26 protein-coding genes and 1 riboswitch are annotated in these 24332 nt (G+C 68.3%); of the genes, 14 read left to right on the forward strand and 12 right to left on the reverse strand.

Annotated elements, in window-relative coordinates; translation table 11 throughout:
* Window positions 1-9 precede the first annotated feature (9 nt).
* Complete coding sequence (locus ACI3KU_RS00835) at window positions 10-927, reverse strand: ABC transporter permease (protein ID WP_404920384.1); 918 nt, start codon at window positions 925-927, stop codon at window positions 10-12.
* Window positions 928-1083: 156 nt separating this feature from the next.
* Between ACI3KU_RS00835 and ACI3KU_RS00840 the strand changes: the two genes are divergently transcribed.
* Window positions 1084-1611 (forward strand): Lrp/AsnC family transcriptional regulator, encoded by a 528-nt coding sequence (locus ACI3KU_RS00840; protein WP_404920385.1) that lies wholly within the window; start codon window positions 1084-1086, stop codon window positions 1609-1611.
* A 56-nt stretch (window positions 1612-1667) separates the two neighbouring features.
* Here the strand turns inward: ACI3KU_RS00840 and ACI3KU_RS00845 are convergent, their stop codons facing one another.
* The 3 genes from ACI3KU_RS00845 to ACI3KU_RS00855 all read right to left on the reverse strand — a co-directional run bounded on the left by ACI3KU_RS00845 (window position 1668) and on the right by ACI3KU_RS00855 (window position 4907).
* On the reverse strand, window positions 1668-2315 hold the full coding sequence (locus tag ACI3KU_RS00845) for a hypothetical protein (RefSeq protein ID WP_404920386.1): 648 nt from the start codon (window positions 2313-2315) through the stop codon (window positions 1668-1670).
* A gap of 122 nt (window positions 2316-2437) precedes the next feature.
* Window positions 2438-3139, reverse strand: coding sequence for an SGNH/GDSL hydrolase family protein (locus tag ACI3KU_RS00850; RefSeq protein ID WP_404920387.1), 702 nt, complete (start codon window positions 3137-3139; stop codon window positions 2438-2440).
* Between the two features lie 40 nt (window positions 3140-3179).
* Window positions 3180-4907 (reverse strand): acyl-CoA dehydrogenase, encoded by a 1728-nt coding sequence (locus ACI3KU_RS00855; RefSeq protein ID WP_404920388.1) that lies wholly within the window; start codon window positions 4905-4907, stop codon window positions 3180-3182.
* 308 nt (window positions 4908-5215) lie between these two features.
* Here ACI3KU_RS00855 and ACI3KU_RS00860 point away from each other — a divergent pair, with 308 nt between their 5' ends.
* A complete protein-coding gene (locus ACI3KU_RS00860; RefSeq protein WP_404920389.1) occupies window positions 5216-5452 on the forward strand; it encodes a PLDc N-terminal domain-containing protein in 237 nt (78 codons plus the stop codon).
* 165 nt (window positions 5453-5617) lie between these two features.
* Here ACI3KU_RS00860 and ACI3KU_RS00865 read toward each other — a convergent pair whose 3' ends face one another.
* Both ACI3KU_RS00865 and ACI3KU_RS00870 read right to left on the reverse strand, forming a co-directional pair.
* Entirely contained in the window at window positions 5618-6565 is a 948-nt protein-coding gene (locus ACI3KU_RS00865; RefSeq protein WP_404920390.1) for a DUF4349 domain-containing protein, read from the reverse strand.
* Window positions 6566-6650: 85 nt separating this feature from the next.
* On the reverse strand, window positions 6651-7571 hold the full coding sequence (locus tag ACI3KU_RS00870; RefSeq protein WP_404920391.1) for a LysR family transcriptional regulator: 921 nt from the start codon (window positions 7569-7571) through the stop codon (window positions 6651-6653).
* 71 nt (window positions 7572-7642) lie between these two features.
* Between ACI3KU_RS00870 and ACI3KU_RS00875 the strand changes: the two genes are divergently transcribed.
* The 8 genes from ACI3KU_RS00875 (at window position 7643) to ACI3KU_RS00910 (ending at window position 15689) form a co-directional block, all read left to right on the forward strand.
* Window positions 7643-9391 (forward strand): L-aspartate oxidase, encoded by a 1749-nt coding sequence (locus ACI3KU_RS00875; protein ID WP_404920392.1) that lies wholly within the window; start codon window positions 7643-7645, stop codon window positions 9389-9391.
* Window positions 9392-9571: 180 nt separating this feature from the next.
* Complete coding sequence (locus ACI3KU_RS00880; RefSeq protein ID WP_404920393.1) at window positions 9572-10300, forward strand: hypothetical protein; 729 nt, start codon at window positions 9572-9574, stop codon at window positions 10298-10300.
* 61 nt (window positions 10301-10361) lie between these two features.
* On the forward strand, window positions 10362-10826 hold the full coding sequence (locus ACI3KU_RS00885) for a winged helix-turn-helix transcriptional regulator (RefSeq protein ID WP_404920394.1): 465 nt from the start codon (window positions 10362-10364) through the stop codon (window positions 10824-10826).
* On the forward strand, window positions 10823-12088 hold the full coding sequence (locus ACI3KU_RS00890; protein WP_404920395.1) for an MFS transporter: 1266 nt from the start codon (window positions 10823-10825) through the stop codon (window positions 12086-12088). Before ACI3KU_RS00885 ends, ACI3KU_RS00890 begins: the two co-directional genes overlap by 4 nt.
* 25 nt (window positions 12089-12113) lie before the next feature.
* Window positions 12114-13292, forward strand: a complete 1179-nt coding sequence (locus ACI3KU_RS00895; protein ID WP_404920396.1) for a trans-sulfuration enzyme family protein — start codon at window positions 12114-12116, stop codon at window positions 13290-13292.
* Window position 13293: 1 nt separating this feature from the next.
* A complete protein-coding gene (locus ACI3KU_RS00900; RefSeq protein ID WP_404920397.1) occupies window positions 13294-14037 on the forward strand; it encodes an SDR family oxidoreductase in 744 nt (247 codons plus the stop codon).
* 9 nt (window positions 14038-14046) lie between these two features.
* Window positions 14047-14856 (forward strand): acyl-CoA thioesterase, encoded by an 810-nt coding sequence (locus ACI3KU_RS00905; protein ID WP_404920398.1) that lies wholly within the window; start codon window positions 14047-14049, stop codon window positions 14854-14856.
* A complete protein-coding gene (locus ACI3KU_RS00910) occupies window positions 14853-15689 on the forward strand; it encodes a suppressor of fused domain protein (protein WP_404920399.1) in 837 nt (278 codons plus the stop codon). The genes ACI3KU_RS00905 and ACI3KU_RS00910 overlap by 4 nt, the downstream gene beginning before the upstream one ends.
* Here the strand turns inward: ACI3KU_RS00910 and ACI3KU_RS00915 are convergent.
* Window positions 15677-16300, reverse strand: a complete 624-nt coding sequence (locus ACI3KU_RS00915) for a TetR/AcrR family transcriptional regulator (RefSeq protein ID WP_404920400.1) — start codon at window positions 16298-16300, stop codon at window positions 15677-15679. The genes ACI3KU_RS00910 and ACI3KU_RS00915 overlap by 13 nt on opposite strands.
* Before the next feature lie 80 nt (window positions 16301-16380).
* On the opposite strand from ACI3KU_RS00915, the gene ACI3KU_RS00920 reads away from it, so the two are divergent.
* Entirely contained in the window at window positions 16381-17547 is a 1167-nt protein-coding gene (locus ACI3KU_RS00920) for a hypothetical protein (RefSeq protein WP_404920401.1), read from the forward strand.
* 17 nt (window positions 17548-17564) lie between these two features.
* Window positions 17565-17801 (forward strand): hypothetical protein, encoded by a 237-nt coding sequence (locus ACI3KU_RS00925; RefSeq protein ID WP_404920402.1) that lies wholly within the window; start codon window positions 17565-17567, stop codon window positions 17799-17801.
* 379 nt (window positions 17802-18180) lie between these two features.
* On the opposite strand, the gene gnd is transcribed toward ACI3KU_RS00925, so the two are convergent.
* The gene (gene gnd / locus ACI3KU_RS00930) at window positions 18181-19239 is read right to left on the reverse strand and encodes a phosphogluconate dehydrogenase (NAD(+)-dependent, decarboxylating) (protein WP_404920403.1); all 1059 of its coding nucleotides are present in this window, start codon (window positions 19237-19239) and stop codon (window positions 18181-18183) included.
* Between the two features lie 157 nt (window positions 19240-19396).
* Here gnd and ACI3KU_RS00935 point away from each other — a divergent pair, with 157 nt between their 5' ends.
* Complete coding sequence (locus ACI3KU_RS00935; protein WP_404920404.1) at window positions 19397-20044, forward strand: acyl-CoA synthetase; 648 nt, start codon at window positions 19397-19399, stop codon at window positions 20042-20044.
* On the forward strand, window positions 20037-20435 hold the full coding sequence (locus tag ACI3KU_RS00940; RefSeq protein WP_404920405.1) for an amino acid transporter: 399 nt from the start codon (window positions 20037-20039) through the stop codon (window positions 20433-20435). The genes ACI3KU_RS00935 and ACI3KU_RS00940 overlap by 8 nt, the downstream gene beginning before the upstream one ends.
* A gap of 54 nt (window positions 20436-20489) precedes the next feature.
* Here the strand turns inward: ACI3KU_RS00940 and pnuC are convergent, their stop codons facing one another.
* From pnuC to ACI3KU_RS00960, 4 genes are all read right to left on the reverse strand, one after another.
* The gene (gene pnuC / locus ACI3KU_RS00945) at window positions 20490-21164 is read right to left on the reverse strand and encodes a nicotinamide riboside transporter PnuC (RefSeq protein WP_404920406.1); all 675 of its coding nucleotides are present in this window, start codon (window positions 21162-21164) and stop codon (window positions 20490-20492) included.
* A 74-nt stretch (window positions 21165-21238) separates the two neighbouring features.
* A riboswitch (FMN riboswitch) is annotated at window positions 21239-21367 on the reverse strand.
* A gap of 70 nt (window positions 21368-21437) precedes the next feature.
* On the reverse strand, window positions 21438-22268 hold the full coding sequence (locus ACI3KU_RS00950; protein WP_404920407.1) for a phosphotransferase: 831 nt from the start codon (window positions 22266-22268) through the stop codon (window positions 21438-21440).
* Entirely contained in the window at window positions 22268-23647 is a 1380-nt protein-coding gene (gene purB / locus ACI3KU_RS00955; protein ID WP_404920408.1) for an adenylosuccinate lyase, read from the reverse strand. Before purB ends, ACI3KU_RS00950 begins: the two co-directional genes overlap by 1 nt.
* Before the next feature lie 52 nt (window positions 23648-23699).
* Window positions 23700-24233, reverse strand: coding sequence for a low molecular weight protein-tyrosine-phosphatase (locus tag ACI3KU_RS00960; RefSeq protein WP_404920409.1), 534 nt, complete (start codon window positions 24231-24233; stop codon window positions 23700-23702).
* Between the last annotated feature and the right edge of the window lie 99 nt (window positions 24234-24332).

The following is a 24332-nucleotide window of genomic DNA, read 5'->3' on the forward strand; positions in this document are numbered from 1 at the left end:
TGCGCTCGCTCATTTCAGCCGGATCCGCGGATCGATGAGGCTGTAGAGGATATCGACCAGGAACATCATCGCGATGAGGATCGCGGCATAGAAGACGGTGACGCCCATGATGGCCGTGTAGTCGCGGTTCGAGATCGAGTTCACGTAATGCTGGCCCAGGCCCGGGATGGCGAAGATCTTCTCGATCACGAACGAACCGGTGATGAGGCCCGCCAGAATCGGGCCCAGCACGGCCAGCACCGGGATCATCGCGTTGCGCAGGGCGTGGCGCAACACGATGGCGCTGGGACGCAGACCCTTCGCCTTCGCGGTGCGGATGTAGTCGCGGCCGAGCTCCTCCAGCAGGCTTGCTCGAACGAGTCGTGTGATGAACGCCAGCGCGAAACCGCTGCCGGCGACGATCGGCATGATGTACGCCGCCGGACTGTCGAGTCCGAACGCGGGCAGCACGCCGAGCTTCAGCGAGAACAGGTACATCAACAGGGTCGCGATGACGAACGAGGGGAGCGCGACGCCGATGGTGGCGAGCACCATGGTGACGAAGTCCTGCCATCGTCCATTGCGGACGGCGGCGATGATCCCGAGGGGGAGCGCGATGAGCAGCGCGAACGCCACGGTGAGCACGCCGAGTTGTGCGGAGATCGGGAAACCGGAGCCGATCAGCTCGTTCACCTGCATGCCCTCGTACTTGAACGAGGGGCCGAGGTCCAGGCGCAGCAGCCCCAGCATGTAGTTGCCGTACTGCACCATGATCGGATCGTTTAGGTGGTACTTCGCCTGCAGTGCCGCCTCCACCGCGGGCGGCAGGTTGCGATCGGAGGTGAACGGGCCCCCCGGGATCGCGTGCATCATGAAGAAGGTCAGCGTCGCGATGATCCACAGTGCGACGAGCATGAAGGCGATCCGCTTCATCACGTACTTAGCCACGGCCACCTCCCGTCGTCTGGTATCTGTGATTATTCTGCAATCTCACCGTTTCGTACCAACTGAGTCCATAGAATCGGCGTAACGTTTCTGCATCGCCCGCCGAATCCGACAATTCGTCCAGATTTTGCCTACTTCGATGTTCCCCGGGAGGACAGAATGAAGCTCGATGAGACGCATCGCGCCATGATCGACCTGCTGCGGGTGGATGGGCGGATGTCGGTCAACGCGCTGGCGGCCGAGTTGGGCATCTCGCGATCGAACGCGTATCAGCGTTTCGAGCGATTGGTGGAGTCGGGCGTGATCACGCGCTTCACCGCCGAAGTGGACGCGCGGGCGGTCGGGCTGGGGGTGTCGGCGCTCGTCTTCGTCACGATCGAGCAGAGTCGCTGGGCTGAGTTTCGGGCATCGCTCGGAGAGATCCAGGAGCTGGAGCACTTCGCCGTGATCACCGGCGAGCACGACGCGATGCTGCTCGTGCGTGCCACCGACGTGACAGACATCCACCTGCTCGTCTCGGTGCAGCTCGCGCAGTGGCCCTCGATCAAGTCGACGGAGACGGTGTTCCTGATGGACGAGGAACGAGCGCTCGCGGCTCTGCCGGTGGGCAAGGGCCGTGCCCCCGCCGAGGTGTTCGACGGTCAGGCGGCTGGGAAGACGCGCTTCGTGCGCTCGCGCCCGCGCTGAGCGCAGACGAAGAATGCCGGCGCGGATCACTCCACGCCGGCATTCGAATCACCGCATCAACCCGCGGTGAGCGGCATCTTCTCATCGAGCGCCGGAATCTCCTTGTCGCCGTCCTTCGCCGCGAGGCGCGTGTAGCTGACGGTCAGGTTGTCCTTGGTCGGGTTCTGCACGTAGTACATGCACCAGCCGGTCCCGGTCGCACCGCTCTCGACGTCGTCCAGCGGCGTGAGGCCCTGTGCGGCCATGTCCTCCTTCACGGAGGTGGTGATGTCCGATGTCGGTACGTTCATGTCGGAGGTGGCCAGCTGCAGCGAGGTGCAGCTCACGCCGCCGTAGTACTTCGCACCACGCGTGACCGTGTACTCCACGGCGACATAGGTGGCACCGCCGGGCGCGGTGGCCCAGTCTCCCGAACCCGTGAAGCCGAAAGCGATGGCCGTGGCGGTTGCGGTGTCCTCGCGTGCGGGATCGGTGACGGTCGGCGAGGTGACCGTGATCTTCTCGATCTCGCCGGAGGCCGCGGGAGCGTCCTCGGTCGGCGAAGCGCTCGGCTCCTCCGCGATCGGCGTGTCCTTTGCCGTCGGCTCGGCTGCCGGCGTACTCGGCGAGGTGTCGCCGCTGTCGGACGCGGGTGCGCTGCATCCGCTGAGAGCGATGGCACCTGCGGTGAGCAGGCCGGCGAGCAGCAGTGATGTTCGCTTCATGATTCCCCCTGAATCGGTTATCGCGAGCCCCGATGACTCGCGGGCGAGCAGTCAGTATAGGCACGTCGGCAGACGGGGCGTGGGTGCTTCGTCGGCGTGCTCCCGGGTTGACGTCGGCCTGATCAGCGCCGAGCGCCGACGATGCCGCGCAGGCGGGTGACGGTCTCCGAGTCCCTGCGGGCCAGTCCGAGGGCAGTGGCCAGCTCTCGGGCGATGAGGGCATGTCCGGTGGCGTTGGGGTGGAACGGATCGGCGAGAAGCTGCCACGGGACGCCGTCGATGCGATCCCGGCCGCGCTCCTGAAATCGCGTGAAGACGTCGACCAGGACCACTCGATGTGCGCGGGCCACCGTGCGCATCGCGTGGGCGAACTCGGGCACGCGAGCGCGCTCCGGCGCATGACGCTCGTCAACCGGCGGTGGGGTGAGCAGCACCGGGATCGCGTCCAGCCGTCTGACGCGGGTGACGAAGTCCTCCAGCGACGCGGCGTACTCGTCGGCGGAGATCAGCGGCACCTTTCCCGAGGAGGAGCAGTCGTTGGTGCCGATCATCAGCGTCACGATCTGCGGCTGCCATCGGGCGACCCGATGATCGAAGTCGGCGAGCAGCTGCGCGGTGCGCCATCCGCTGATCGCCGTGTTGATCATCGCATCGCGAGAACGGCCGAGGTCCCCGCGCACCAGCTCATGCAGGTGATCGACGTAGTTGCGGGCGCCCTGCGTGTGAACGAGGCCGTGCGTGATGGAGTCGCCGGTGAGCACCCACGTGATCGGATCGGCGGCGGACAGCAGCGCCCGCAGGCGCCGAGCGTCGGTGTTCCACATGCACACCAGTCTTCCGCCTCGCGGCGAAGAGTGTGTGGCGTCAGGCGATCTCGCCCGCCGCGACGGCTTCGGCGTACGCCGCGACGCGGGGGAGGTGGTGAGCGCCGTAGAAGTCCGCGGCGGTGAGGCGATCGGCGTCCCCGGCTGCGGGCGACTCGTGACGCGACACCGCGATGACGGCCAGCGCGTGCATCCACCCGCCCGCGAGTGTACCCAGCAGCATCAGGTACGGAACGCTCACGGCTGCGGCGTCACGAGGCGAGGCGGCGAAGCCGAGCAGATCCGTCGTCGCCCGGCGAGCCGCCTCGACAGCACGCTCCAGCCGGCGCGCGGTGCGCGTGGCGACCGGATTGGACAGCGCGCCGAGCTCGGCGATCGTGTTCTCGATCGACGCGAGCAGCGCGGCGGCGGTGACGCCGCCGTCGCGGATGGTCTTGCGGCCGACCAGGTCGTTCGACTGGATGGCCGTGGTGCCCTCGTAGATGGGGGTGATGCGCGCGTCGCGGTAATGCTGGGCGGCACCGGTCTCCTCGATGTAACCCATGCCGCCGAATACCTGGATCGCGTCGCTGGTGAGGCGCAGCGCCTCCTCGGTGGTCCAGCCCTTGAGGATCGGGACGAAGAACTCCGCCATCGTACGCAGCGTCGCGTCGTGCTCGCTGCGGTCCAGGAGGTCGGCGGAGTAGACGCCGAGCGCGCGCATCGCGAAGATCTCGCTGGATGTGGACAGCAGGAGGCGACGCACGTCGGGGTGCTCGGCGATGGTCGCGCCCGCGGGGCGATCCAGCACCGGTCCCTGCACCCGCATGGCGGCGTAGGAGCGCGACAGCTGCTGCGCGCGATCGGCGATGCCGGTGGCCTGGAATCCCATGCCCGCGCGTGCGGAGTTCATCATGATGAACATGCCGGCCAGGCCGCCGCCGACCTCGCCGACGAGGTATCCGGTGGCGCCCTCGTACGAGAGCACGCAGGTGGGGGAGCCGTGGATACCGAGCTTGTGCTCGATCGACACGGTGGTGACAGCGTTGCGGGCACCGAGGGAGCCGTCGGGGTTCGGCAGGAACTTGGGTGCCACGAACAGCGACAGGCCCTTGGCTCCGGCGGGGGCATCGGGCGTGCGCGCGAGTACGAGGTGCACGATGTTGTCGGCCACGTCGTGGTCGCCCCACGTGATGAAGATCTTCTGGCCGGAGATGCCCCAGCTGCCGTCGCCGCGGGGCGTCGCCAGGGTGCGGATGGCGCCGAGATCCGTGCCCGCCTCGGGCTCGGTGAGGTTCATGGTTCCGGTCCACTCTCCCGACACCAGGCGGGTGAGGTACATCTCACGCAGCTCATCCGATGCGTGCGCGTCGAGGGCGTGGATCTGGCCGGCCGTGAGCAGCCAGCACAGCGCGAACGCGGCGTTGGAGCCGTTCCAGATCTCGCCGAGAGCGGCGCGGAGTGCGCCAGGCAGGCCATCGCCACCCGCGGACTCCGGGGCCTCCGCACTGATCCAACCCGCGTCGACGAACTGCCGGTACGCGGCGGCGAAGCCCTCGGGCAGGTGCACCTGACCGTTCTCGAACCGCGCACCCTCACGGTCGCCCACGGTCTCCAGCGGGGCGAGCACTGCACTCGCGAAGTCGCCGGCACCGGTGAGCACCTCGACGCCATCTTCGGCGGACAGCGCACCGTCGGTGGCACGGTGGACGATGTCCTCGCCGAACAGCTCGTTCAGCAGGAACGCGTAGTCCTCAATGGGTGCGCGGTACTCGGATGCGTCGGCCACGGCGTGCTCCTCAGGGGCGAAAGATGAGACTGAGGTTCAGTGTACGTGACACGCCGTCTCAGGACAATGATTCGCACCTGGGCTGTGGTCACAGCCTCCCGCGTGGTGATGAGGACCGGGCTATCCGCGAACCACGCCTGGTCCCGCGTCGATCGCTCGGCGCGGCCTGCGGTCGCAGTGGACGGTAGGGATTGCTCCGCTGAGCTATGGCGTGAGCATGACGGCAAACCTCAAGGCCAACGGAACCATCTCTGGATTCGGCGCTACCGTCGGTTAACCTCCACCTCCCCACTTGTTCGGAGCTTCGCATGAACCCTACCGATGCAATTGTCGTCACAGTCTTCGTTGCTGTTTTCGTGGTGCTGTGGATCTTCTTGATCGTGATGGCTATCCGGCAAATCAATGCGGCGTACCGTGAGACGAAGCCCTTGGCTCGGATCATCTGGATCGTCGCCATCGTGGCCTTTCCGATCATGGGATCGATCGCATGGCTGCTTTGGTCCCTCGCGGGCATGTCTGCTGTGAAGGGCTCTCGAATCGGCTGACTTCAAAACGGACGGGGTAGGCAGCACGCCATGGTGCCTACCCCGTCTGCACGCGCGGAAGGTCACGAGGGATCGAGGGTGGAAGATGATCGGCGATGTTCTTGTTGAGTGCGCGAAGAACCACGTCCCTCCGGGGTGACGCGTGCGCGGATGCGAATCGATCCGTCACGCCCCGGAAGTCGGCGGCGTCTTCTTCGGCGGCGCGGCCGGCTGGGGTGGCAGGGGTGTCGCCGCGGCGACGAAGGCGGGGTCGACACGCGCCGGGGGCCGTGCGGCCTCGGCCGTGCGGGCACGTGCCTGCCGTCTGCGCATGATGACGAAGGTCACCGCACCGGCGAGTGCCAGCAGCACCAGCCAGGGGAGGCCCACGCTCACGTTCAGCAGGGTGTCCGACCAGAACCCGACGAATCCGTGCCATCCGACCGCGAGGGCGTCGCCGATCGTCTGCGGTTGCGTCGAGTCGGGCCCTCCATTCCCGCCGATGACCAGGGTGATCGTGCTCATGGCGACTTTGTCGGCCATCGTGCGAATCTCGGATTCGATGCTCTCCAGCTTGGTCTGCCGGTCACTCAACGACTCTTCCAGCTCGGCAAGATCTTTGGGCGTGGTGGCAGCGGCGAGCCAGGATTCGTAGCGCTCGACCGAGGTGCGCAGCGAGCTCGCGCGGGCTTCGAGGTCGCGCTGCGCGGTGCCGACATCCTCCGACGCAAGCTGCGTCTGGGTGACCGTCCCGATGGTGGTCAGCTTCTCGCGCACGTCGTCGATCTTCGCCACCGGGATGCGGGCGGTGAGCGTGGCGTGCGCTTCGGTGAGCTCCGGCGACGCGGATTCATCCCGATCCTCGATGCGTCCGCCCGCGGCCACGATGATCTCCGTCACCGTTCGCGCCGCACCGATCGGGTCCGCTGCCGTGAGCCAGATCGTGCCCGTGATGATCTCCGTGGCATCGGCCGGGGCATCGGCAGCCGCCGGCTGTGCGTCCGCGGGCTGGACGGCCGCGGGCCGGGCCGCTGAACCGGCCGAATCCGCACTCGATGCAGAGCATCCGGTAAGCAGGATCGCGGCCGTGAGAAGTGCTGCGGCAAGCGATCGGCGTCGTTGCGTGATCGTCATGCCGCCACGCTAGATCGCCTCCCGGCTCCAGGGCTACGGCCTGCGATCACGATCGGATTTCCGTCCGATCACGGCTCGGCCACGCTCAGGTGACGGGGGGATAACGGCCGGTGAGATCCGAATCCGGGGGGACCGCCGCACGCAGGAAACGTTCCATGGCGGCGGGGGCCGCGGCAAGCGGAACACCTACTCGGCGGGAGAGGTTCACGGTGCGGCGGAGGTCGGCGGCGAGGCGATCGCCTCGGAGGGCAGGACGACCGGAGAGCACCGTCTGCGGCACCACGGCGACACCCACCTCCCGCTCGACGAATCGCAGCACCGCATCCATCTCGGCACCCTCGACGGCGATCGTGGGCACCAGTCCCGCGGACGCGAACGCGGCATCCGTGGCCAGGCGCAGGTCGTAGCCGCGGTGGAACATCACCAGGGGCATCGTGGCCAGCTCCGACAGCGTGATCGGCGTCGACCCGCCAGGCTCGCGTGCGGCAGGCGATGCCAGCACCAGCTCCTCGGTGAACACGGGCTCCGAGACGACTGACGGATCGTCGGGCACGCTGGGCCGCGTCACCGTCAGCGCCAGATCCAGCGCGCCGCCGGCGAGATCCTCCACCAGCTCGCGAGATCCCGCCTCGCGAATGATCACGTCCACTCCCGGATGCGCACGCCGGAAGAGCGCGAGTGCATCAGCCACGATCGACACGCACAGCGTCGGTGGCGCACCCAGTCGCACCCGACCGCGCCGCAGCTGGGCGAACTCGTCCATCTCCTGACGTGCCGCCTCCGCGTCCGCGAGCATGCGTCGCGCGATCGGCAGCAGCGCCTCGCCCTCCGTGGTGGGTGTCGCTCCGGTGCGTCCGCGCGTGAAGAGGGTCACGCCGAGTTCCGCCTCCAGCGCGGCGACCTGACGCGACAGTGAGGGCTGCGACAGGAAGAGCTCATCCGCGGCGTGAGTGAAGTGTCCGTTGCGGGCGACCGCCTCGAACGCGAGGAGGTGGGCGAGTTGCATGCACAAAGCGTATGGCAACGAGCAAAACTATGCATTGGAGTAATTCGTCGCGCACTCCTAGCGTCGAGGGCATGAGCACAACTCTTCACGCCGAGCGGCAACTGACCACCTCCGTCCTCGTCATCGGCACCGGTGGCGCGGGGCTTCGCGCCGCAATCGAGCTGGCCGAGCGCGGGATCGATGTGCTGGCTGTCGGCAAGCGTCGCAAGCACGACGCGCACACCACGCTGGCCGCGGGCGGCATCAACGCCGCGTTGTCCACGATGGATCCCGAGGACAGCTGGCAGCAGCACGCGGCCGACACCCTGCGTGAGTCGTACTTCCTCGCGGATCCGGGCATCGTCGAGGTCGTCACCCGCAACGCGGCCCGCGGTATCGAAGACCTGGAGCGGTGGGGCATGCCGTTCGCGCGGGAGGAGGACGGCCGCATCAGTCAGCGCTTCTTCGGCGCCCACACCTACCGACGTACGGCATATGCGGGCGACTACACCGGACTCGAGATCCAGCGCACGCTCCTGCGTCGCGCCGCCGAGCTGGACGTCCCGATCATCGACACCATCTACGTGACCCGGCTCCTCGTGGCCGACGGCCAGGTCTTCGGCGCGTACGGGTTCGACGTGGTCGACGGCACCCCGGTGATCATCCACGCCGACGCCGTCATCATCGCCGCCGGCGGGCACAACCGGATCTGGCGCTACACGTCCTCGCGTCGCGACGAGAACACCGGAGATTCGTTCCGACTCGCCGCGCTCGCGGGCGCCCGCATCCGCGACGCGGAGCTCGTGCAGTTCCACCCGTCCGGCATCCTCGAGCCGGTGGAGATGGCGGGCACCCTGGTGTCGGAGGCCGCGCGCGGTGAAGGCGGGATCCTCACCAACGCGCAGGGCGAGCGGTTCATGGCCCGGTATGACGCGGAGCGGATGGAGCTGTCCACCCGTGACCGGGTGGCACTGGCCAACTACACCGAGATCGCAGAGGGGCGCGGGACGGCGAACGGCGGCGTGTGGCTCGATGTCTCGCACCTGCCCCGCGAGACGATCATGGCCAAGCTGCCGCGGCTGTATCGCACCATGATCGACCTGCAGATGGTGGATATCACCGAGCAGCCGATGGAAGTGGCGCCCACCGCGCACTATTCGATGGGTGGCGTGTGGGTGGATGCGGCCGATCACAGCACCGGCGTGGACGGGCTGTACGCCATCGGTGAGGCGTCCAGCGGACTGCATGGCGCGAACCGACTGGGCGGGAACTCGCTCATCGAGCTCATGGTCTACGGACGCATCACCGGCGAGGCGGCGGCCGAGTACGCGCGTTCGCGCACCCGCATCCATCGCTCGACCGAGGCTGTCGCGGAGGCGCGGGAGGAGATGACCCGTCTGTTGGATCCCACCGGCGGGGAGAGCGCACGGGTGCTGCAGCGCGCGATCCGCGACATCATGACCGAGCACGCCGGTGTGGTGCGTACCGAAGGGAGTCTTCGCGAGGGGCTGCGGCGCTTGGCGGAGGTGGAGGAGCGCGCATCCCACGTCTCTGCTCACCCCGACATCGCCGGGTATGACGACCTCGCCCACGCCTACGATCTGCTGGGCTCGCTCCTGGCGGCGCGCGCCACACTCGAGTGCGCCGTGGAGAGGCGGGAGACGCGGGGCTGCCACAACCGAGCCGACTTCCCCGACACCGATCCCGCGCTGCAGGGGAACATGGTCTGGACTCCCGTCGGCGGCGTCGTGTTCGAGGCGCTGCCGGAGGCTCCGGACTCCTTCCGTGAGCTGGCTCTGGCGCAGACATCCTCGGACGTCGCGGGCAAGCTCGTCGAGTGATACCGGACAGGGAGCTTGCCTCCGCGGGCTCCCTGTCTTCCACCTATCCACAGGCCCAGAACGCCGTCGCTGCGCGGGGGCTAGAGTCGGCTCGATCGAGTCGGGGATACTCGATCGGCATCTGGGGAACTCGTCGCGATTCGCGACGATGGGTGCGTGTGGTGGGTGAAGGGGAGCCTGATGGCGCTATTCAACCGACGTCGGCGCGACGACGACGAGCAGGCGAGCAGCGGCGCGCTGGCGGAAGTTGCGACCGACGACTCGCTCAGCATGATCGAGGCGCTGTTCGCGTCGCCCGTCGCGCCCTCCGCGCTCCCGTCGACGCTGGCGGTGCTCGCCGAACCCGCTCGGCGGGCGGCGGCGCACGTCGCGCTCGAATCGGGCATCGGAGTTCCGGTGCTCGCCGATGAGCTGCCCACCCGCGCTGAGCTCGATCAGATCGCCGATCCCGTCCCTCTCGAGTCCGACCCGGCCCCGCCGGATAACCGTGGGCGAGAGTCGTCGCCCAGCCGTATCGGCACCGAAGAAGAGAGAGCAAGAATGGCAAATCTGGAGCAGTCAGTACAGGACCTCCTGTCGATCGACGGAGCCACGGGCGCCGCGATCGCCGATTCCGCGTCGGGGATGGCGCTCGCGGAGGGCGGCCACCCCGGTTTCGACCTCGGCATCGCCGCCGCGGGCAACTCCAACGTGGTCCGCGCCAAGCTGCAGACCGTGCGCGATCTGGGCCTGAGCGCCACGATCGACGACATCCTCATCACGCTGGATCAGCAGTATCACCTGATCAACGTGCTCCACAGCGCGGGAAACGAGGGCCTGTTCGTCTACCTCGTGCTCGATCGCTCGCGGGCCAACCTCGCCCTCGCTCGCCACAAGCTGACCCAGGTGGCGGGTCAGATCCAGATCTGATTCATCTGCGCCTGACTCGGAGAACTTGACATGGGGCTGCTTTCTTCAAGAAAGTAGCCCCATGCCTCTTCGCTCCGACTGGTCCGATGCCGGGTGCATCATCGCTCGCGCCGCCGATGTCCTCGCCGACCCGTGGGTGCTGGTCACCCTGCGGGAGCTGTTCAGCGGACGCCATCGCTTCGACGAGCTTCGGGATGCGACGAGCGCCGCAGACAGCGTTCTCGCTCGTCGGCTGCGGACGATGACGGAGGCGGGTCTTGTCGAACGTCACGCGAGCGGCGGGTACACGCTGACGGCGACCGGGGAGCTCACCCTTCCGATCCTGCACGCCTACGCAGGTTTCACTCGCGCGGTCGAGCCGCCGAACGACGGCGGGCTGCGGATCAGCTGCGCGCGATGCGCAGCGGAAGCGGTGTCCGCGGACTGGTGCCCCAGGTGCGCGGCGCCGCTGGACGCCGAGTCGACCACGTGGATGCGCCCCAGCATGGGCGAGCCGTTCCGCGTGACGGTGGGGAGCGCGCGGTGAGCCCACGTCGGATTCACCCGGCCTGGTTCGTCGCCGGCGCGGCGCTGGTGGCCCTCATCGGCGCGGCCGGATTCCGTGCCGCTCCGGGCGTGCTGATGATGCCGCTGCACGAGGAATTCGGCTGGTCCATGACGGAGATGAGCCTCGCCGTCACCGTGAACCTCCTGCTCTACGGCCTGACGGCACCGTTCGCCGCGGGGCTGATGCAGCGCTTCGGGCTCCGCAGGGTCACCACCGTCGCGCTCCTGGTGATCGCGGCCGGCTCCGCGCTCACCGTGTTCGTCGACGCTCCGTGGCAGCTGCTGTTGACCTGGGGACTGCTCATCGGTCTCGGCACCGGATCCATGGCGCTGGTGTTCGCCGCGACCGTCACCGACACCTGGTTCGTGAAGCGCCGCGGACTGGTGTCCGGCATTCTCACCGCGGGCGGCGCCGCCGGTCAGCTGATCTTCCTGCCCGTGATCGCCACGACAGCCGAAGGACTCGGCTGGCGGATCGCGTCGCTCATCATCGCGGGAGGTGCGCTCCTCGTGGTCCCGGTGGTCGTTCTACTGCTTCGGAATCGTCCGTCGGACCTCGGGGTGTGGGCGTACGGTGCCGAGGGTCCTGCCGCCCCCGCCGCTCCGCGCGAGAATGCCGTGCGCCTCGCCCTCGGAGCGCTGCGCGAGGCCAGCCGCAGCCGCGCGTTCTGGGCGCTGGCCATCGGCTTCGCCATCTGCGGTGCCACGACCAACGGGCTCGTCGGAACACACTTCATCCCCAGCGCTCACGATCACGGCATGCCGCAGACCACCGCAGCCGGACTGCTCGCCGTGGTGGGAATCTTCGACATCGCGGGCACGGTGCTGTCGGGATGGCTCACCGACCGCGTCAATCCGCGCATCCTCCTGGTGGCGTACTACGCGCTGCGCGGTGTCGGCCTGTTCCTGCTGCCGACGCTGCTCTCGGCGACCGTGCAGCCGAGCCTCGTGATCTTCATCGTGATCTACGGCCTGGACTGGGTCGCCACCGTGCCTCCTACCATCGCCCTCTGTCGTGAGCTGTTCGGAGATCGCGGCCCCCTGGTGTTCGGATGGGTGTTCGCGGCGCACCAGGTGGGCGCGGCGTTCGCGGCCACGCTGGCCGGCATCGTGCGCGACCAGACGGGCCAGTACACCGTCGCGTGGATCACCGCTGCCGTGCTGTGCCTGGTCGCGGCGCTGATCAGCGGCACCATCGCGCGCCGACGCGCTCCGCTGTCTGAGCCGACCTCCGGACGCTGAGGCGGCGATCGGGCAGGATCGGGGTATGACCGAAGAACTCCACCTCGACACCCTGGCGGTCCACGCGGGACGCGACGATCTCGCAGCCCTCGGCGTGCACGCCCTGCCTATCGATCTGTCCAGCACCAACCCGCTGCCGGATATCGAACACGGCGGCGACTCCTATGAGTCGATGGCCACGGGAGGCCATCCCGACCCCGCCGGCGGCATGGTCTACCAGCGCCTGTGGAACCCGACGGTCGCGCGCTTCGAGGAAGCGCTGGCGAAGCTCGAGCATGCCGAGGCTGGTGTGGCCTTCGGATCCGGAATGGCGGCGATGACCGCCGCGATCCTGGCGCTCACGGCCGGCGGCGGTCGGCATGTGGTGGCCGTTCGTCCGGTTTACGGTGGCACCGACCACCTGCTCGGCACGGCTCTGCTCGCCACCGAAGTCACCTTCTGCACCGCCGAGGAGGTGGCTGCCTCCGTGCGCGAGGACACCGCGCTCGTCGTAATCGAGTCGCCCGCCAACCCCACCCTTGAGCTGGTCGACATCGCGGCAGTGGTCGAGGCTGCCGGAGATGTGCCGGTGCTCGTGGACAACACGTTCGCCACGCCGGTGCTGCAGAACCCCCTGGATCTCGGCGCCACCCTCTCGCTGCACAGTGCGACGAAGTACCTCGGTGGACACGGCGATGTGATCGGCGGCATCATCGCCACGGATGAGGCGACGGCCGTGAAGCTGCGCCAGGTTCGTGCCGTCACTGGCGCCCTGCTGCATCCGCTTGCCGCCTATCTCCTGCACCGCGGACTGCCGACGCTGCCGCTGCGGATCCGCGCCCAGCAGGCATCGGCCGAGATCATCGCGCAGCGCCTCGCGGACCATCCTGCGGTGGCTCGGGTGCACTATCCCGGCCTGGACGGCGATCCGCAGGGCATCCTCGCCCGTCAGCAGCGGGGCCCCGGCGCGATGATCGCGCTGGAGCTGGTCGGCGGATACGCGGCAGCGGGCCGAGTCACGGAGCACGTGAAGCTGTTCACGCACGCCGTTTCGCTGGGTGGCGTCGACTCCCTGATTCAGCACCCCGCTGCGCTCACGCATCGGCCGGTGCCGCCCGAAGCGCGTCCCGCCGCCAACGTGCTGCGCCTGTCGATCGGCCTCGAGGACGTCCGCGACCTTATCGCCGACCTAGAGAGCGCGCTCGACGCGGTGGCGGGCGACTGACATGCGGCTCGCGGTGGCCGGCGGCACCGGCGCGGTGGGTCGGCTCATCGTGGCCGAGGCCCGCCGCCGAGGGCACGAGGTGCTCTCGCTGTCACGTGGTGAGGGTGTCGACCTCCTCACCGGCACGGGGCTGGATCTGCGCGGCGTCGACGCCGTGGCCGACGTCTCCTCCGTGTCCGCAACAGCCGCCGACGCCGCGATCCGCTTCTTTCGGACGGTGTCGCGAACGCTGCTGGACGCTGAGGCCACCGCGGGCGTGAAGCATCACCTGGCCCTGTCGGTCGTCGGCGTTCCCGAAGCGCCGTTCGGCTACTACGCGGGCAAAGCCGCGCAGGAGCGAGTCGTGCGGGGTGGTCCGGTGCCATGGACGATCCTGCGGGCGACCCAGTTCCACGAGTTCGCGGGCCAGGTGCTGGACGCGGCTCGGATCGGCGGCGTGTCCCTGGTCCCGAAGATGCGTTCGCAGCCGCTCGCCGCGTCGGTCGTGGCCGGCCGGGTCGTGGACCTGCTCGAGGCAGGCCCGCAGGGCATCGCCCGCGAGATCGCCGGTCCACGCGAGGAGCGGATGGCCGACCTGTCACGACGATGGGCAGCGCACCACGACGAGCGCCGACGGATCGTCGAGGTGCCGCTGCCGGGAGCGTGGGGCGCCGCGATCCGCGACGGTCGAATCCTTCCCGGCCCCGACGCGGATCTGCTCGGGCCGACCTTCGACGACTGGCTGGCGACGAGCTCGGCGGCATAGGGTCGGGACATGGTGCATGTTCTCGATGAAGCGATCGCCGTCACCCGAGCCGATGCGGAGGTCGTGACTGCCCGAACCCATCCGCAGTGGGAGAACATGGTGGGCCCGTTCGGCGGGATCACGGCAGCCACGGTCGCTTCCGCGGTCCTCTCCCATCCTGAGGTGCAGGGGGAGGTCGTTGCGATCACGGTGAACTTCGCGGCTCCCCTCGCGGCAGGTGAGTGGACTATCGCCGCCGAGCCGGTGCGCACCAATCGCACCAGCCAGCACTGGACGATCACCGCTCGCCAGGGCGAGGACGTCGTGGCGACCGCCACCGCCGTCACGGGCGTGGACCGCGACACCTGGGCGGACACCGAAGCCGTGATGCCCGAGGTCGACGCTCCCGACGCGTATGCCGAGACCCGGATCCCGTTCCCGTTGAAGTGGCTGGAGAACTACCGCATGCGCTTCATCGCGGGCGAGATCCCGATACCGCCGGCCCCGCTGGCCGATGATGCCAACGCGATGTTCTGGCTTCGTCACGCCGAGGTGCGGCCCTGGGATGCGCCCGCCCTCATCGCCGCGAGTGATGCGTTCTACCCCCGCGTCTTCCGTCGTCGCGGACCGACGGTGCGCGCCAGCACCATCACCCTCACGACGTATCTGCACGCGTCCGCCACCGAACTCGCGGCCGCCGGTCCGAATCTGCTGCTGCAGGCCGGTGCATCGCGATACGGACGCGGACTGTTCGAGCAGCGTGGCGAGATCTGGAGTGAGGCCGGTGCGCTGCTGGCCACGACCTACCAGCTCGTGTACTTCTCCGAGCCGCGAGCATGACGGATCTGCCGCTCCAGTCCGGCGACGACGCGTTCCCCCGTCATGTCTTCGACGCTCTCGACACGCCTCCGCTGCCGTTCGAGGAGCGGATCGGCGGCGCGATCCAGGTGGTGGAGAAGCGGCCGAAGAACGGTCCGATCACGCTGATGACCTCGGGAGTCTCCCGTCTGGCGACGGACTCGGGGGAGCGGGTCGAGCTCGCGATCGAGGTGCTGCCGGACCAGCAGGGCGCGGCATTCGTCGCGTTCTCGATCGTCTGCGATGACATCGCGCAGAACCGTCGGGTCCCGCCGCTGGAGGTCCCGTGGCGCAACGATGTGCCGTTCCTCACCGGCACGCGGATCTCGGCCATCCTGGCGACGGGGTCACGCTGGGGAACCCGATTCGACGATGTCCGTGATGGCCGACGCACGGTGGGCCACATGCGCACGCTGCGCCTGCTCACGGATGATGAGGCGCGGTTCGCGGCTCATGCCGGGTGGGACGGGCTCGCCACGCGCGCCGGTTCCATCGACGATCTGCTCGACGTGACGCGCACCGGTGCCGTATCCCCTGAGGACGCACCGGGATATCGGCCGGACGCCCCGGTGATCGTCTCGCGACTGCACGAGCAGTACCCGCCGCGCTGGCTCACGGCCGCGCCGCGGGAGTTCCGATCGGTGACCGGACTCGAGTCGCCCGAGTACATGGACGACGCCGCCAACTTCGAGATCTGGGCGCTGTCGACCTACGTCTCCCGCTTCCCGTGGGTGGAGCGCTTCCTGCGGATCGCGGAGGTCGGTCAGACGGCGAGATTCAGCGATGCGTCCGGCGACTTCGTCTACGACGACTGAGGCTCGTCAGCGAGCGTGACGGGCTCGATCCCGAGGGCTAGGGAGATCCCCGACAGGTACGCCTCCTCGTCGAAGTCCTCCAGCAGGGAGCGGAACAGCAGGAAGCCGGGGCCGAGCCCCGCGATCACCATGCCCACGCGTCGCGACCAGTCCTCGACGCCCGAGGGGATCACCTCCGGGTGCGCCTCACCCCACGCGGTGACCACGGCGACGAGCGTGGCCCGCAGCTCCGAGAAGACGCGGGTGAGGCCGGCGCGGAGGTGATCGTCGGCCGCCGCCTCCGCCCAGAGTTGCACGACCACACCGCTGAACGGTTCGTTGCGAACGCCCTCGAGCACGGCGCGCATGACGGCGGAAGGGTGGGGGACGTCCATTCCTGACAGTTCCCGGACCTCGGCGATGCGCGCTCCCAGGACCCGCTCGGCGACGGCGTGAACCAGCGCCTGCTTCCCGTCGAAGTAGCCGTAGATCGCGCCCGCCGACAGCCCGGATTCCGTGATGATGTCGGCCATCGAGGTGCGCGAGTAACCGTTGCGTAGGAACACCCGCATGGCGGCATCGATGATCGCACCGCGCCGTGCTGCGCGGTGTTCGTCGCTGACTTTCGGCATCGGCACCTCCCGTGTTGACAACACTATCGCTGAGGAGCACTATACAGAACGAACATTCGTTTTTGTTTCGAGAGGCAAGCATGAACGCCACTGCGCACAATCCGCGCTTCCACACCCCGCTGCTGCGCGCCGCCGGCATCGGTGTCGCGCTGTCCGTCGGGATCGGAGTGATCCTCCTCGCATTCGCGTGGCCCGCGATCACGGCCTCGCCGAGGGACATCCCGGTCGGTGTGGTCGGATCCGGCGACCAGCTGACCACGATCGAGGAGCAGGTGAGCGACAGGGCTGACGGCGCCGTGAAGCTCACGGCGTACGGTGATCGCGCGGCCGCGGTCGCCGCCATCGAGCGCCGCGAGGCATACGGCGCCATCGTGCTCGGCGCTGACGCGACCACCGCACCCGAGGTGCTGACCGCGTCCGCCGCGAACACCGCGGTGGCTCAGCTGCTGCAGGGGGTGGCGACGCAGCTCCAGGCCGGGATCGACGCGCAGATCCGATCACAGGTGGAGGCCGGCGTCGCCGCAGCGCAACAGCAGGCGGTGACCCAGATGCAGCAGGCGCTCGCGGCCGTTCAGGCAGGGCAGGCGCCGCAGCTGCCCGCCGCGGATGCTGCCACGCCCTTCGCCGTCCCGACCGTCACAGTGAAGGTGACCGACGTGGTGCCGCTCGCCGACACCGATGAACGCGGCGCCGGACTCGCCATCGCCGCCTTCCCGCTCGTGCTGGGCGGGCTCCTCGGCGGCGTGCTGCTGTCGATTCTGATCAAGGGCGCCGCCCGCCGCCTGTTCGCCGTTGTCATCTACTCCGCCGCCGCGGGACTCGTGCTGGCCGGTGTGCTGCAGGGATGGTTCGGCGTGCTGCAGGGCTCGTACGGGCTGAACGCACTCGCCCTGAGTCTCGCCGTGGGGGCGATCTCCGCCACCGTCACCGGCCTGTACGGACTGCTCGGCACGCCGGGAATCCCGGTGGGCGCCGTGGTCATGATGCTCTTCGCCAACCCGCTGTCCGCGGCGACCATGCCGGTGGAGTTCCTGCTGCGACCGTGGGGCGCGATCGGGCAGGCGTTCCCTCCGGGAGCTGCCGGCACTCTCCTGCGCGATCTGTCCTACTTCCCCGACGCCGATGTCTCGGGGCCGTGGACGGTGCTGCTGCTCTGGTTCGTCGGCGGTCTGCTCGCCACCGTCGTCGCGATCTTCCGTGAGCATCGCCGCGCCCTCGCCGCGGTCCCGGCTGTCGCTGTGGCGTGAGTCGTAGGCTCGGTGCCGTGGCAGACGAGATCATCCTCAGCGCGCAGTCGACCGTCGCCGAGTGGCTGGACGATCCGATCGGCGGGTACCTCGTCCGCGACCTGCTGCGCCACATCAGTCGGGATGAGACCTTCCTCGCTCCGGTGCACGCGATCCCGATCCAGCACCTCGTGACGCTCAGCCAGGGCCAGCTGCCGCAGTCGGTGGTCGATGACCTCGTCCGCGCCTACATCGAGCATCGACAGGCGGGCTGAGAGACCGAAATCGCATCCCCGCCGGGCGTCGGGGATGCGATTTTCATCTTCCACCTCGAACCAGCGGGGAGACGTGAGGAAGGGGCACCGGAATCCGGTGCCCCTTCTGAATGTGGAGGCTGATCCTCGTTTCCGCGGGAGCGGACGGCCCTAGAGTGTGCGAGTCGTCTTTTCGCTCCGATTCACGATCTCTCGCGTCGGTTCTTCGAGTTTTCAGCCGTGTGTTCTCGGGTGCGGGTTCGCCATCAGACGTCGCCCGTCTTCATATCATCCGGTGCCATAAGCACTCCCTTCGCCGGTGAAGTTGCTCCAATGTACGCCCCGGTTCGAAAAAACGGAAGAGGCGCACGACGTGTCGTGCGCCTCTTCCAAAAACAGCTCAGGACTGGGCGTCCGACTTCTTTCCGCCGGCCTCCAGAACGTCGCCGGCGGGCAGTTCCTGGTGGCCGCCGAACTGCTGGCGCATGGCGGAGAGGATCTGGTTCGCGAAGTGGTCTTCGTCGCGCGAGGCGAAGCGCCCGAACAGCGCAGACGAGAGGACGGGGGCGGGAACCCCCACGTCGACGGCCGCCTTGACGGTCCAGCGGCCCTCGCCCGAGTCGGACACGCGGCCGGCAAGGCCGTCCAGCTGCGGGTTCTGCTGCAGAGCGGCCGCGGTCAGATCCAGCAGCCAGGAGGAGATCACCGATCCGCGACGCCAGAGCTCGGCAACCTTCGGCACCGGAATGTCGAACTGGTAGAACTGGGGCTCCTCGAGTGGAGCGACCTCAGCGGAGTGCTCTGCTTCGTCCTTGCCCGCGTCGGCGTGCTGGAGGATGTTCAGGCCTTCGGCGAACGCGGCCATGATGCCGTATTCGATGCCGTTGTGCACCATCTTCACGAAGTGACCCGATCCGGTCTGACCGCAGTGCAGGTAACCCATCTCCTCGGCGGACAGCTCGCCCGAACGACCCGGCGTGCGCTCCACCTCACCGGTGCCCGGAGCGATCGTGCGCAGGATCGGGTCGATGTGTGCAACGGCCTCATCGGGCCCGCCGACCATCAGGCAGTATCCGCGCTCCAGGCCGAACACGCCACCGGACGTGCCGATGTCGATGTAGTGGAGGCCGCGCGGCGCGTACTTCGCGGCACGGCGGACGTCGTCCTTGTAGTTGGAGTTTCCGCCATCGATGATGATGTCGCCGGAGTCCATCAGGCCGGCGAACTGGTCGACGACCTTGCCGGTGATGCCGGCGGGGATCATGAACCAGGCGACGCGCGGAGTCTGCAGCGCGGCGACGAACTCCTCCGGTGTCTTCGCGCCGGTCGCGCCCTCCGCCGCGAGTGCGTCGACCGAATCCGGGTTGACGTCGTAGACCACGCACTCGTGACCGTCGCGCATGAGGCGGCGCACGATGTTCGCGCCCATCCGGCCGAGGCCGACCATTCCGATCTGCATTTCTCCTCTTTCCGCGAGTGATCCACCCCCGCGTCATCCATCTAACTCCGGTTCCGCCCCGCGCGCTCCGTTCTCGAGCCCCCGCCTCCCAACCCTTGTTCAGATGTTCGGAAGCTAGACTGGCGGGGCTTCCGTTTCGCCCTGATCGAGAAGGCCTATGTCCTCCGCAAGCACCCCGGCGTTCACCGAACGTCATGTCGCTCTCGCGCGCGCCGCCATCGCTGCGCTCGCTGCCGTGATGATCACCTTCACCGGTGATCACTCCGCGGCCATCGGTCTCTCCGTCTTCAGCGGGTTCGCCGTCGCGACCGGTCTCGTCTGGGCGCTGGCGGCCTGGCTGGTCTACCCGAGCGGGCAGCGCATCCCCGCGATCCTGCTCGCCGTGGTCAGTGTCATCGCCGGCATCGCGGCCGGCACGGTGTTCCGCGGCCCCGTGCTGCTGAGCGTGCTCATCATCTCGTGGGCGCTGATCTCGGGCATCATCGAGCTGGTCTGGGGACTGCGGGATCGGCGCGTGCCGGAGCGGCGCGGCAACGCACGCGACGAGATCACGCTCGGCGTGATCACGCTGGTGCTGGGAGTCTCCGCGCTGTTCATCAACGTCGGCTTCGAGCTGCCGTACTACATCAAGGACGCGGACCAGGAGTTCACGCTCACCGGCGTCACCATCCTCGTGGGCGTCTTCGGCGGCTACGCGGCGATTGTCGCGGTGCACCAGGCGATCCTCGGATTCTCGCCCGCGCGGCCCGCATCCTCGACCGAGCCCGCGGCGGCCGCCGTGACCGGGAAGGCAGACAATGACTGACCACCAGCCCACCACCCGCAAGGACCTCATGCGCCCCGCGCAGATGCTGGGTCTCGCCGCGATCTGCGCGGTCTTCGCCGGCGTGGTGACCGCGCTGTCCATGGGCCTGCTGCAGAACCCCACCAAGCCCGGCTGGTCGGATGCGCGACGCGCCGAGGTGCACCAGGAGATCGTGTCCCACGCGGCCATCGGCGGGCTCGTCGCCGCAGGTATCGCGTTCATCGTGGTGCTGCTCAGCATCTCGCTGCTGCTGCTGGCCGTGAAGCCCGCCGACGTCACGCGCACCATCGATCGCCCGGTGCTGTACGACTCGAAGCCCGGTGAGGCTCCCGCGTCCGCTGCGGGAACGACGGGTGTCGAGCCGGGACCCGACGACCGGCATCACGGCTGAAGCGGGTCCCCGCTGACACGAACGCCCCGGCAGTCTGCCGGGGCGTTCGCTCGTTCAGGCCTGAAGCGTGTTCGCGATCTGCCGACTCCGACGCCACCAGACGAAGAAGCCGACCAGCGTGAAGAAGCCGTAGAACAGGTACATGAGGCCGGAGGCGTAGTAGCCGGCGGAGAACAGCAGGGGCACGCCCACGATGTCGACGGCCACCCAGATGAGCCAGAACTCCGTCCATCCGCGCGCCATGCCGTACGTGGCCAGCAGCGATCCGACGAAGGTCCAGGCATCGGCCCACACGGGGTCGTAGGAACCGAGCGCGCCGAACAGTGGGGTGAGGGCGGCGGTTCCGGCCACCATCACGACGGCCAGTCCGATGCGCGTGGGCCAGCTCGCCCACCGCGGCTCCACGGCCTCGCCGGTCTGCCCCTTCGTCTGGCGCCAGCGCACCCAGCCATAGATGGAGACGGCGATGAACATCACCTGACGCCCCGCTTGGCCCAGCAGGTGCGGCAGTGTGGAGGCGGGATCCAGGATCGAGCCGAGGAACACTGTGAGCAGCAGGGCGTTGCCGATGATGCCCACGGGCCAGGCCCAAAGTTTGCGCCTCATGCCACCGAGAGCCGAGGCGAGGCCGAAGATGTTGCCCACCACCTCGCGAACCACGAGGGTCTGTCCGTTGCCGAAGTCGATGTGCGCGTTGAACGCGTCGATGAGCCACCGCAGGATGTCCATTGTTCTCCCTTCCGTTGCGGCGGCTCCGGGGGAGATGGACGCGCGGGGCGCGGGTGCGCGTCCGTCACGTCACATCCGTGCTTCTCCCATCCAGACTGTGACTGTCGGTCCTGGAATCCCACCAGGTCAACCGGTGCCTCGAGAGGCATCGGGTCGCGGACTTTGACCGCCGGCTCGGAATTTCACCGACCCCGGAGCACGTGTGTGTCGTTGCCATTGTGGCATCACTTGCAACTCGCCGCCGCTCCCACGTGTTCCGCAGCAACCTGGCGCTCAGAAGGCCGTGAGCGCCGCCGTCAGCATGCGGTGTCCCTGAGCCTCGAAGGCCTCGTCTCCAACCTGGTGGGCCCATACCGCGGTGGCGATCGCCTGCCGCAGCTTCTCGAGGTTCCAGGTTTCGTCGCGCGGATCGTCGCCGTAGCCGTCGAGGAAGGCGGCCTCCAGCCCCGGAGCGATCAGCCACTGTCGCGCGTCCATCCGCGCGAGATCGGTCTGCGGCGGACGCCAGCCGAAGCGACCGAAGTCGATCACCCGCACAGTTCCGCGGTCGATGAGCCAGTTGCGCGGCTGCCAGTCGCCGTGGGTCGGAACGATGCGCACGGGTCGCGCGGGTGCCGCGTTCAGAATCCGGCGGGCCTCGTCAGCGACGGTCGACGGCACGCGGTGGGGACGCTCCAGCCAGGCGAGCGTCTTCGCGTTCTCCTGGGCCTCGAGGTCGTCATCGAGGCGAGAGCCCTGGCCGTGGAGCAGCCGCAGCAGCTCGCCAGCCTGCCGATACGTGTCCGCCGCGTACTCGGCGGGTGAGCCCTCCACGAGGATTCCCTCCTGGTACTCCAGCAGAATCACCCCGGCGTCGGCATCCGCGTGAAGCATCTGCCCGGTCTTTCCTGCCTCGAGGAGCGGCCGGGTCGCCCCCTCGTGTGCGGCGATCTCCCGCCGCAGGTGGTGATGCGCTTGCGGTCCCGCCGCCTTCACGATCCGATCGCCCGCCGCGGTCCGCACGTGCAGCACCACGGTGTCGAGATTCCACGACATGTCCGCCACGAGCGAGGCGTCGCCGATCCACGTGTGGACCAGCGAAGCCTGCGTGGGTGTCAGGGGCATCAGATCCCGCGGGCGAGTTCCGCAGCGACGCCGATGTAGGTGCCCGGGGTGAGCGCCAGCAGCCGCTGCTTGGCCTCATCGCCGATCTCGAGACCCTCGACGAATGCGCGCATCTCCGCGGCACCCACCTTGTGGCCGCGGGTCAGCTCCTTGAGCAGGGCGTAGGGGTCGCGGATCGTGGAGCGCCCGGCGACGACCTCGGCGCGCACGACGGTCTGGATGGCCTCGCCGAGGATCTCCCAGTTGTTGTCGAGGTCTGCGTCGAGCACGTGCTGCGACAGCGAGACCTCCGTGAGACCACGGGTGAGGTTGTCGATCGCCAGCAGCGAGTGCCCGAACGCGACGCCGATATTGCGCTGCGTGGAGGAGTCCGTGAGGTCACGCTGCATGCGGCTGGTGACCAGCGTGGTCGACAGCGAGTTCAGCAGCGCACCCGCGATCTCCAGGTTCGCCTCGGCGTTCTCGAAGCGGATCGGGTTGATCTTGTGCGGCATGGTGGAGGAGCCGGTGGCTCCCGCGACCGGGATCTGCGCGAAGTAGGCCATGGAGATGTAGGTCCACATGTCGGTGGCCAGGTTGTGGAGCACGCCGCCGGCGTGGCGGATCTTGTCGTACAGCTCCACCTGCCAGTCGTGCGACTCGATCTGCGTGGTGATCAGGTTGAACCCGAGCCCCAGCGACTCGACGAACTCGCGCGCCACGGTGGGCCATTCGGTCTCCGGGGAGGCCACGACATGGGCCGACCAGGTGCCGGTGGCACCGGAGAACTTGCCGAGGAACTCGTTCTGCTCGATCTGCTTCGCGATCCGCTCCAGCCGCCAGGCGAACACCCCGAGCTCCTTGCCCATGGTGGAGGGCGTCGCGGGCTGACCGTGCGTGTGCGACAGCATCGCGGCGTCGGCGTTGGCGTGCGCGAAGGTGCGGAGCGCCTCGATCACGGTGCGCAGCGCCGGCAGCCACACCTGCAGGGTGGCGCGCTGGACGACCAGGGCATAGGAGAGGGAGTTGACGTCCTCGCTGGTGCAGCCGAAGTGGGTGAGCTCAGTGATGTCGTCGAGCCCGAGCTGCGACAGTCGGTCACGGACGAAGTACTCGACCGCCTTCACGTCGTGGCGGGTGACCGCCTCCTTCTCGCCGAGCCAGTCGATGGAGGCCTGATCGAAGTCCTCGTACGCGGCGCGCAGGGCGCTCTTGTGCTCATCGCTCAGCGGCGAGGTGCCGAACATCGAGCGGTCGGTGAGAGCGATGATCCACTCCACCTCCACCTCGACGCGGGCGCGGTTCAGGCCTGCTTCGGAGAGGAATTCAGACAGCGGAGCGACGGCTGCACGATAGCGCCCGTCGAGCGGGCTGAGGGGCTGGATCGGAAGAGCGGCCACGGCAGTTTCTCCTGATGAAGAGGCGGGACACGCCGCGAATGCGACCCCTCGATCATACCGATCCGTCGATGCGCCTCAGTTGGGCGGTTGGCGTGCGCAGCGCGGGCTCGAGCTGGTGGAAGAGGGCGCGGACGGAGGATTCGATCATCTCCAGGACCTCGTCGAACATCTCGTCTCCCGCGTAGTACGGGTCTGGGACGTCCTGGCCCGTGGCGGCGGCGTCGAACGAGAGCAGCAGGGCGATCTTCTCGGCCTGATCCTCGTCTGCGGCCCAGTTCTGCAGGATCCGCTCGTGCGAACGATCCAGCGCCACCACCAGGTCATTCGCCTGGAACGCCGCTGCGGTGAACTGCTTCGCGCGATGGGCGCTGCCGTCGTAACCGCGCCGCTCCAGGGCATCGAGCGTTCGACGATCGGCGCGCTCACCAACGTGCCAGTCGCCGGTGCCGGCGCTCGTGGAGGAGACCCGCTCGCCCAATCCGGCGCGCTGCGCGAGTGAGCGCATCACCACATCGGCCATGGGGGAGCGGCAGATGTTGCCCGTGCATACGAACACGAGGCGAAACGGTGCGGATGCATCGGCCATGTGCACATTCTGCCGAAGATCCCCGCAATTGCTCCTCCCCAGACCGGAAAGCGACGTCCACTATTCAAGATCGGGGTCTTCACACTCCACCGCGGTGGC

Origin of the sequence: Microbacterium sp. ZW T5_56 (assembly GCF_044987425.1) — a bacterium.
Classification (GTDB): Bacteria; Actinomycetota; Actinomycetes; order Actinomycetales; family Microbacteriaceae; genus Microbacterium.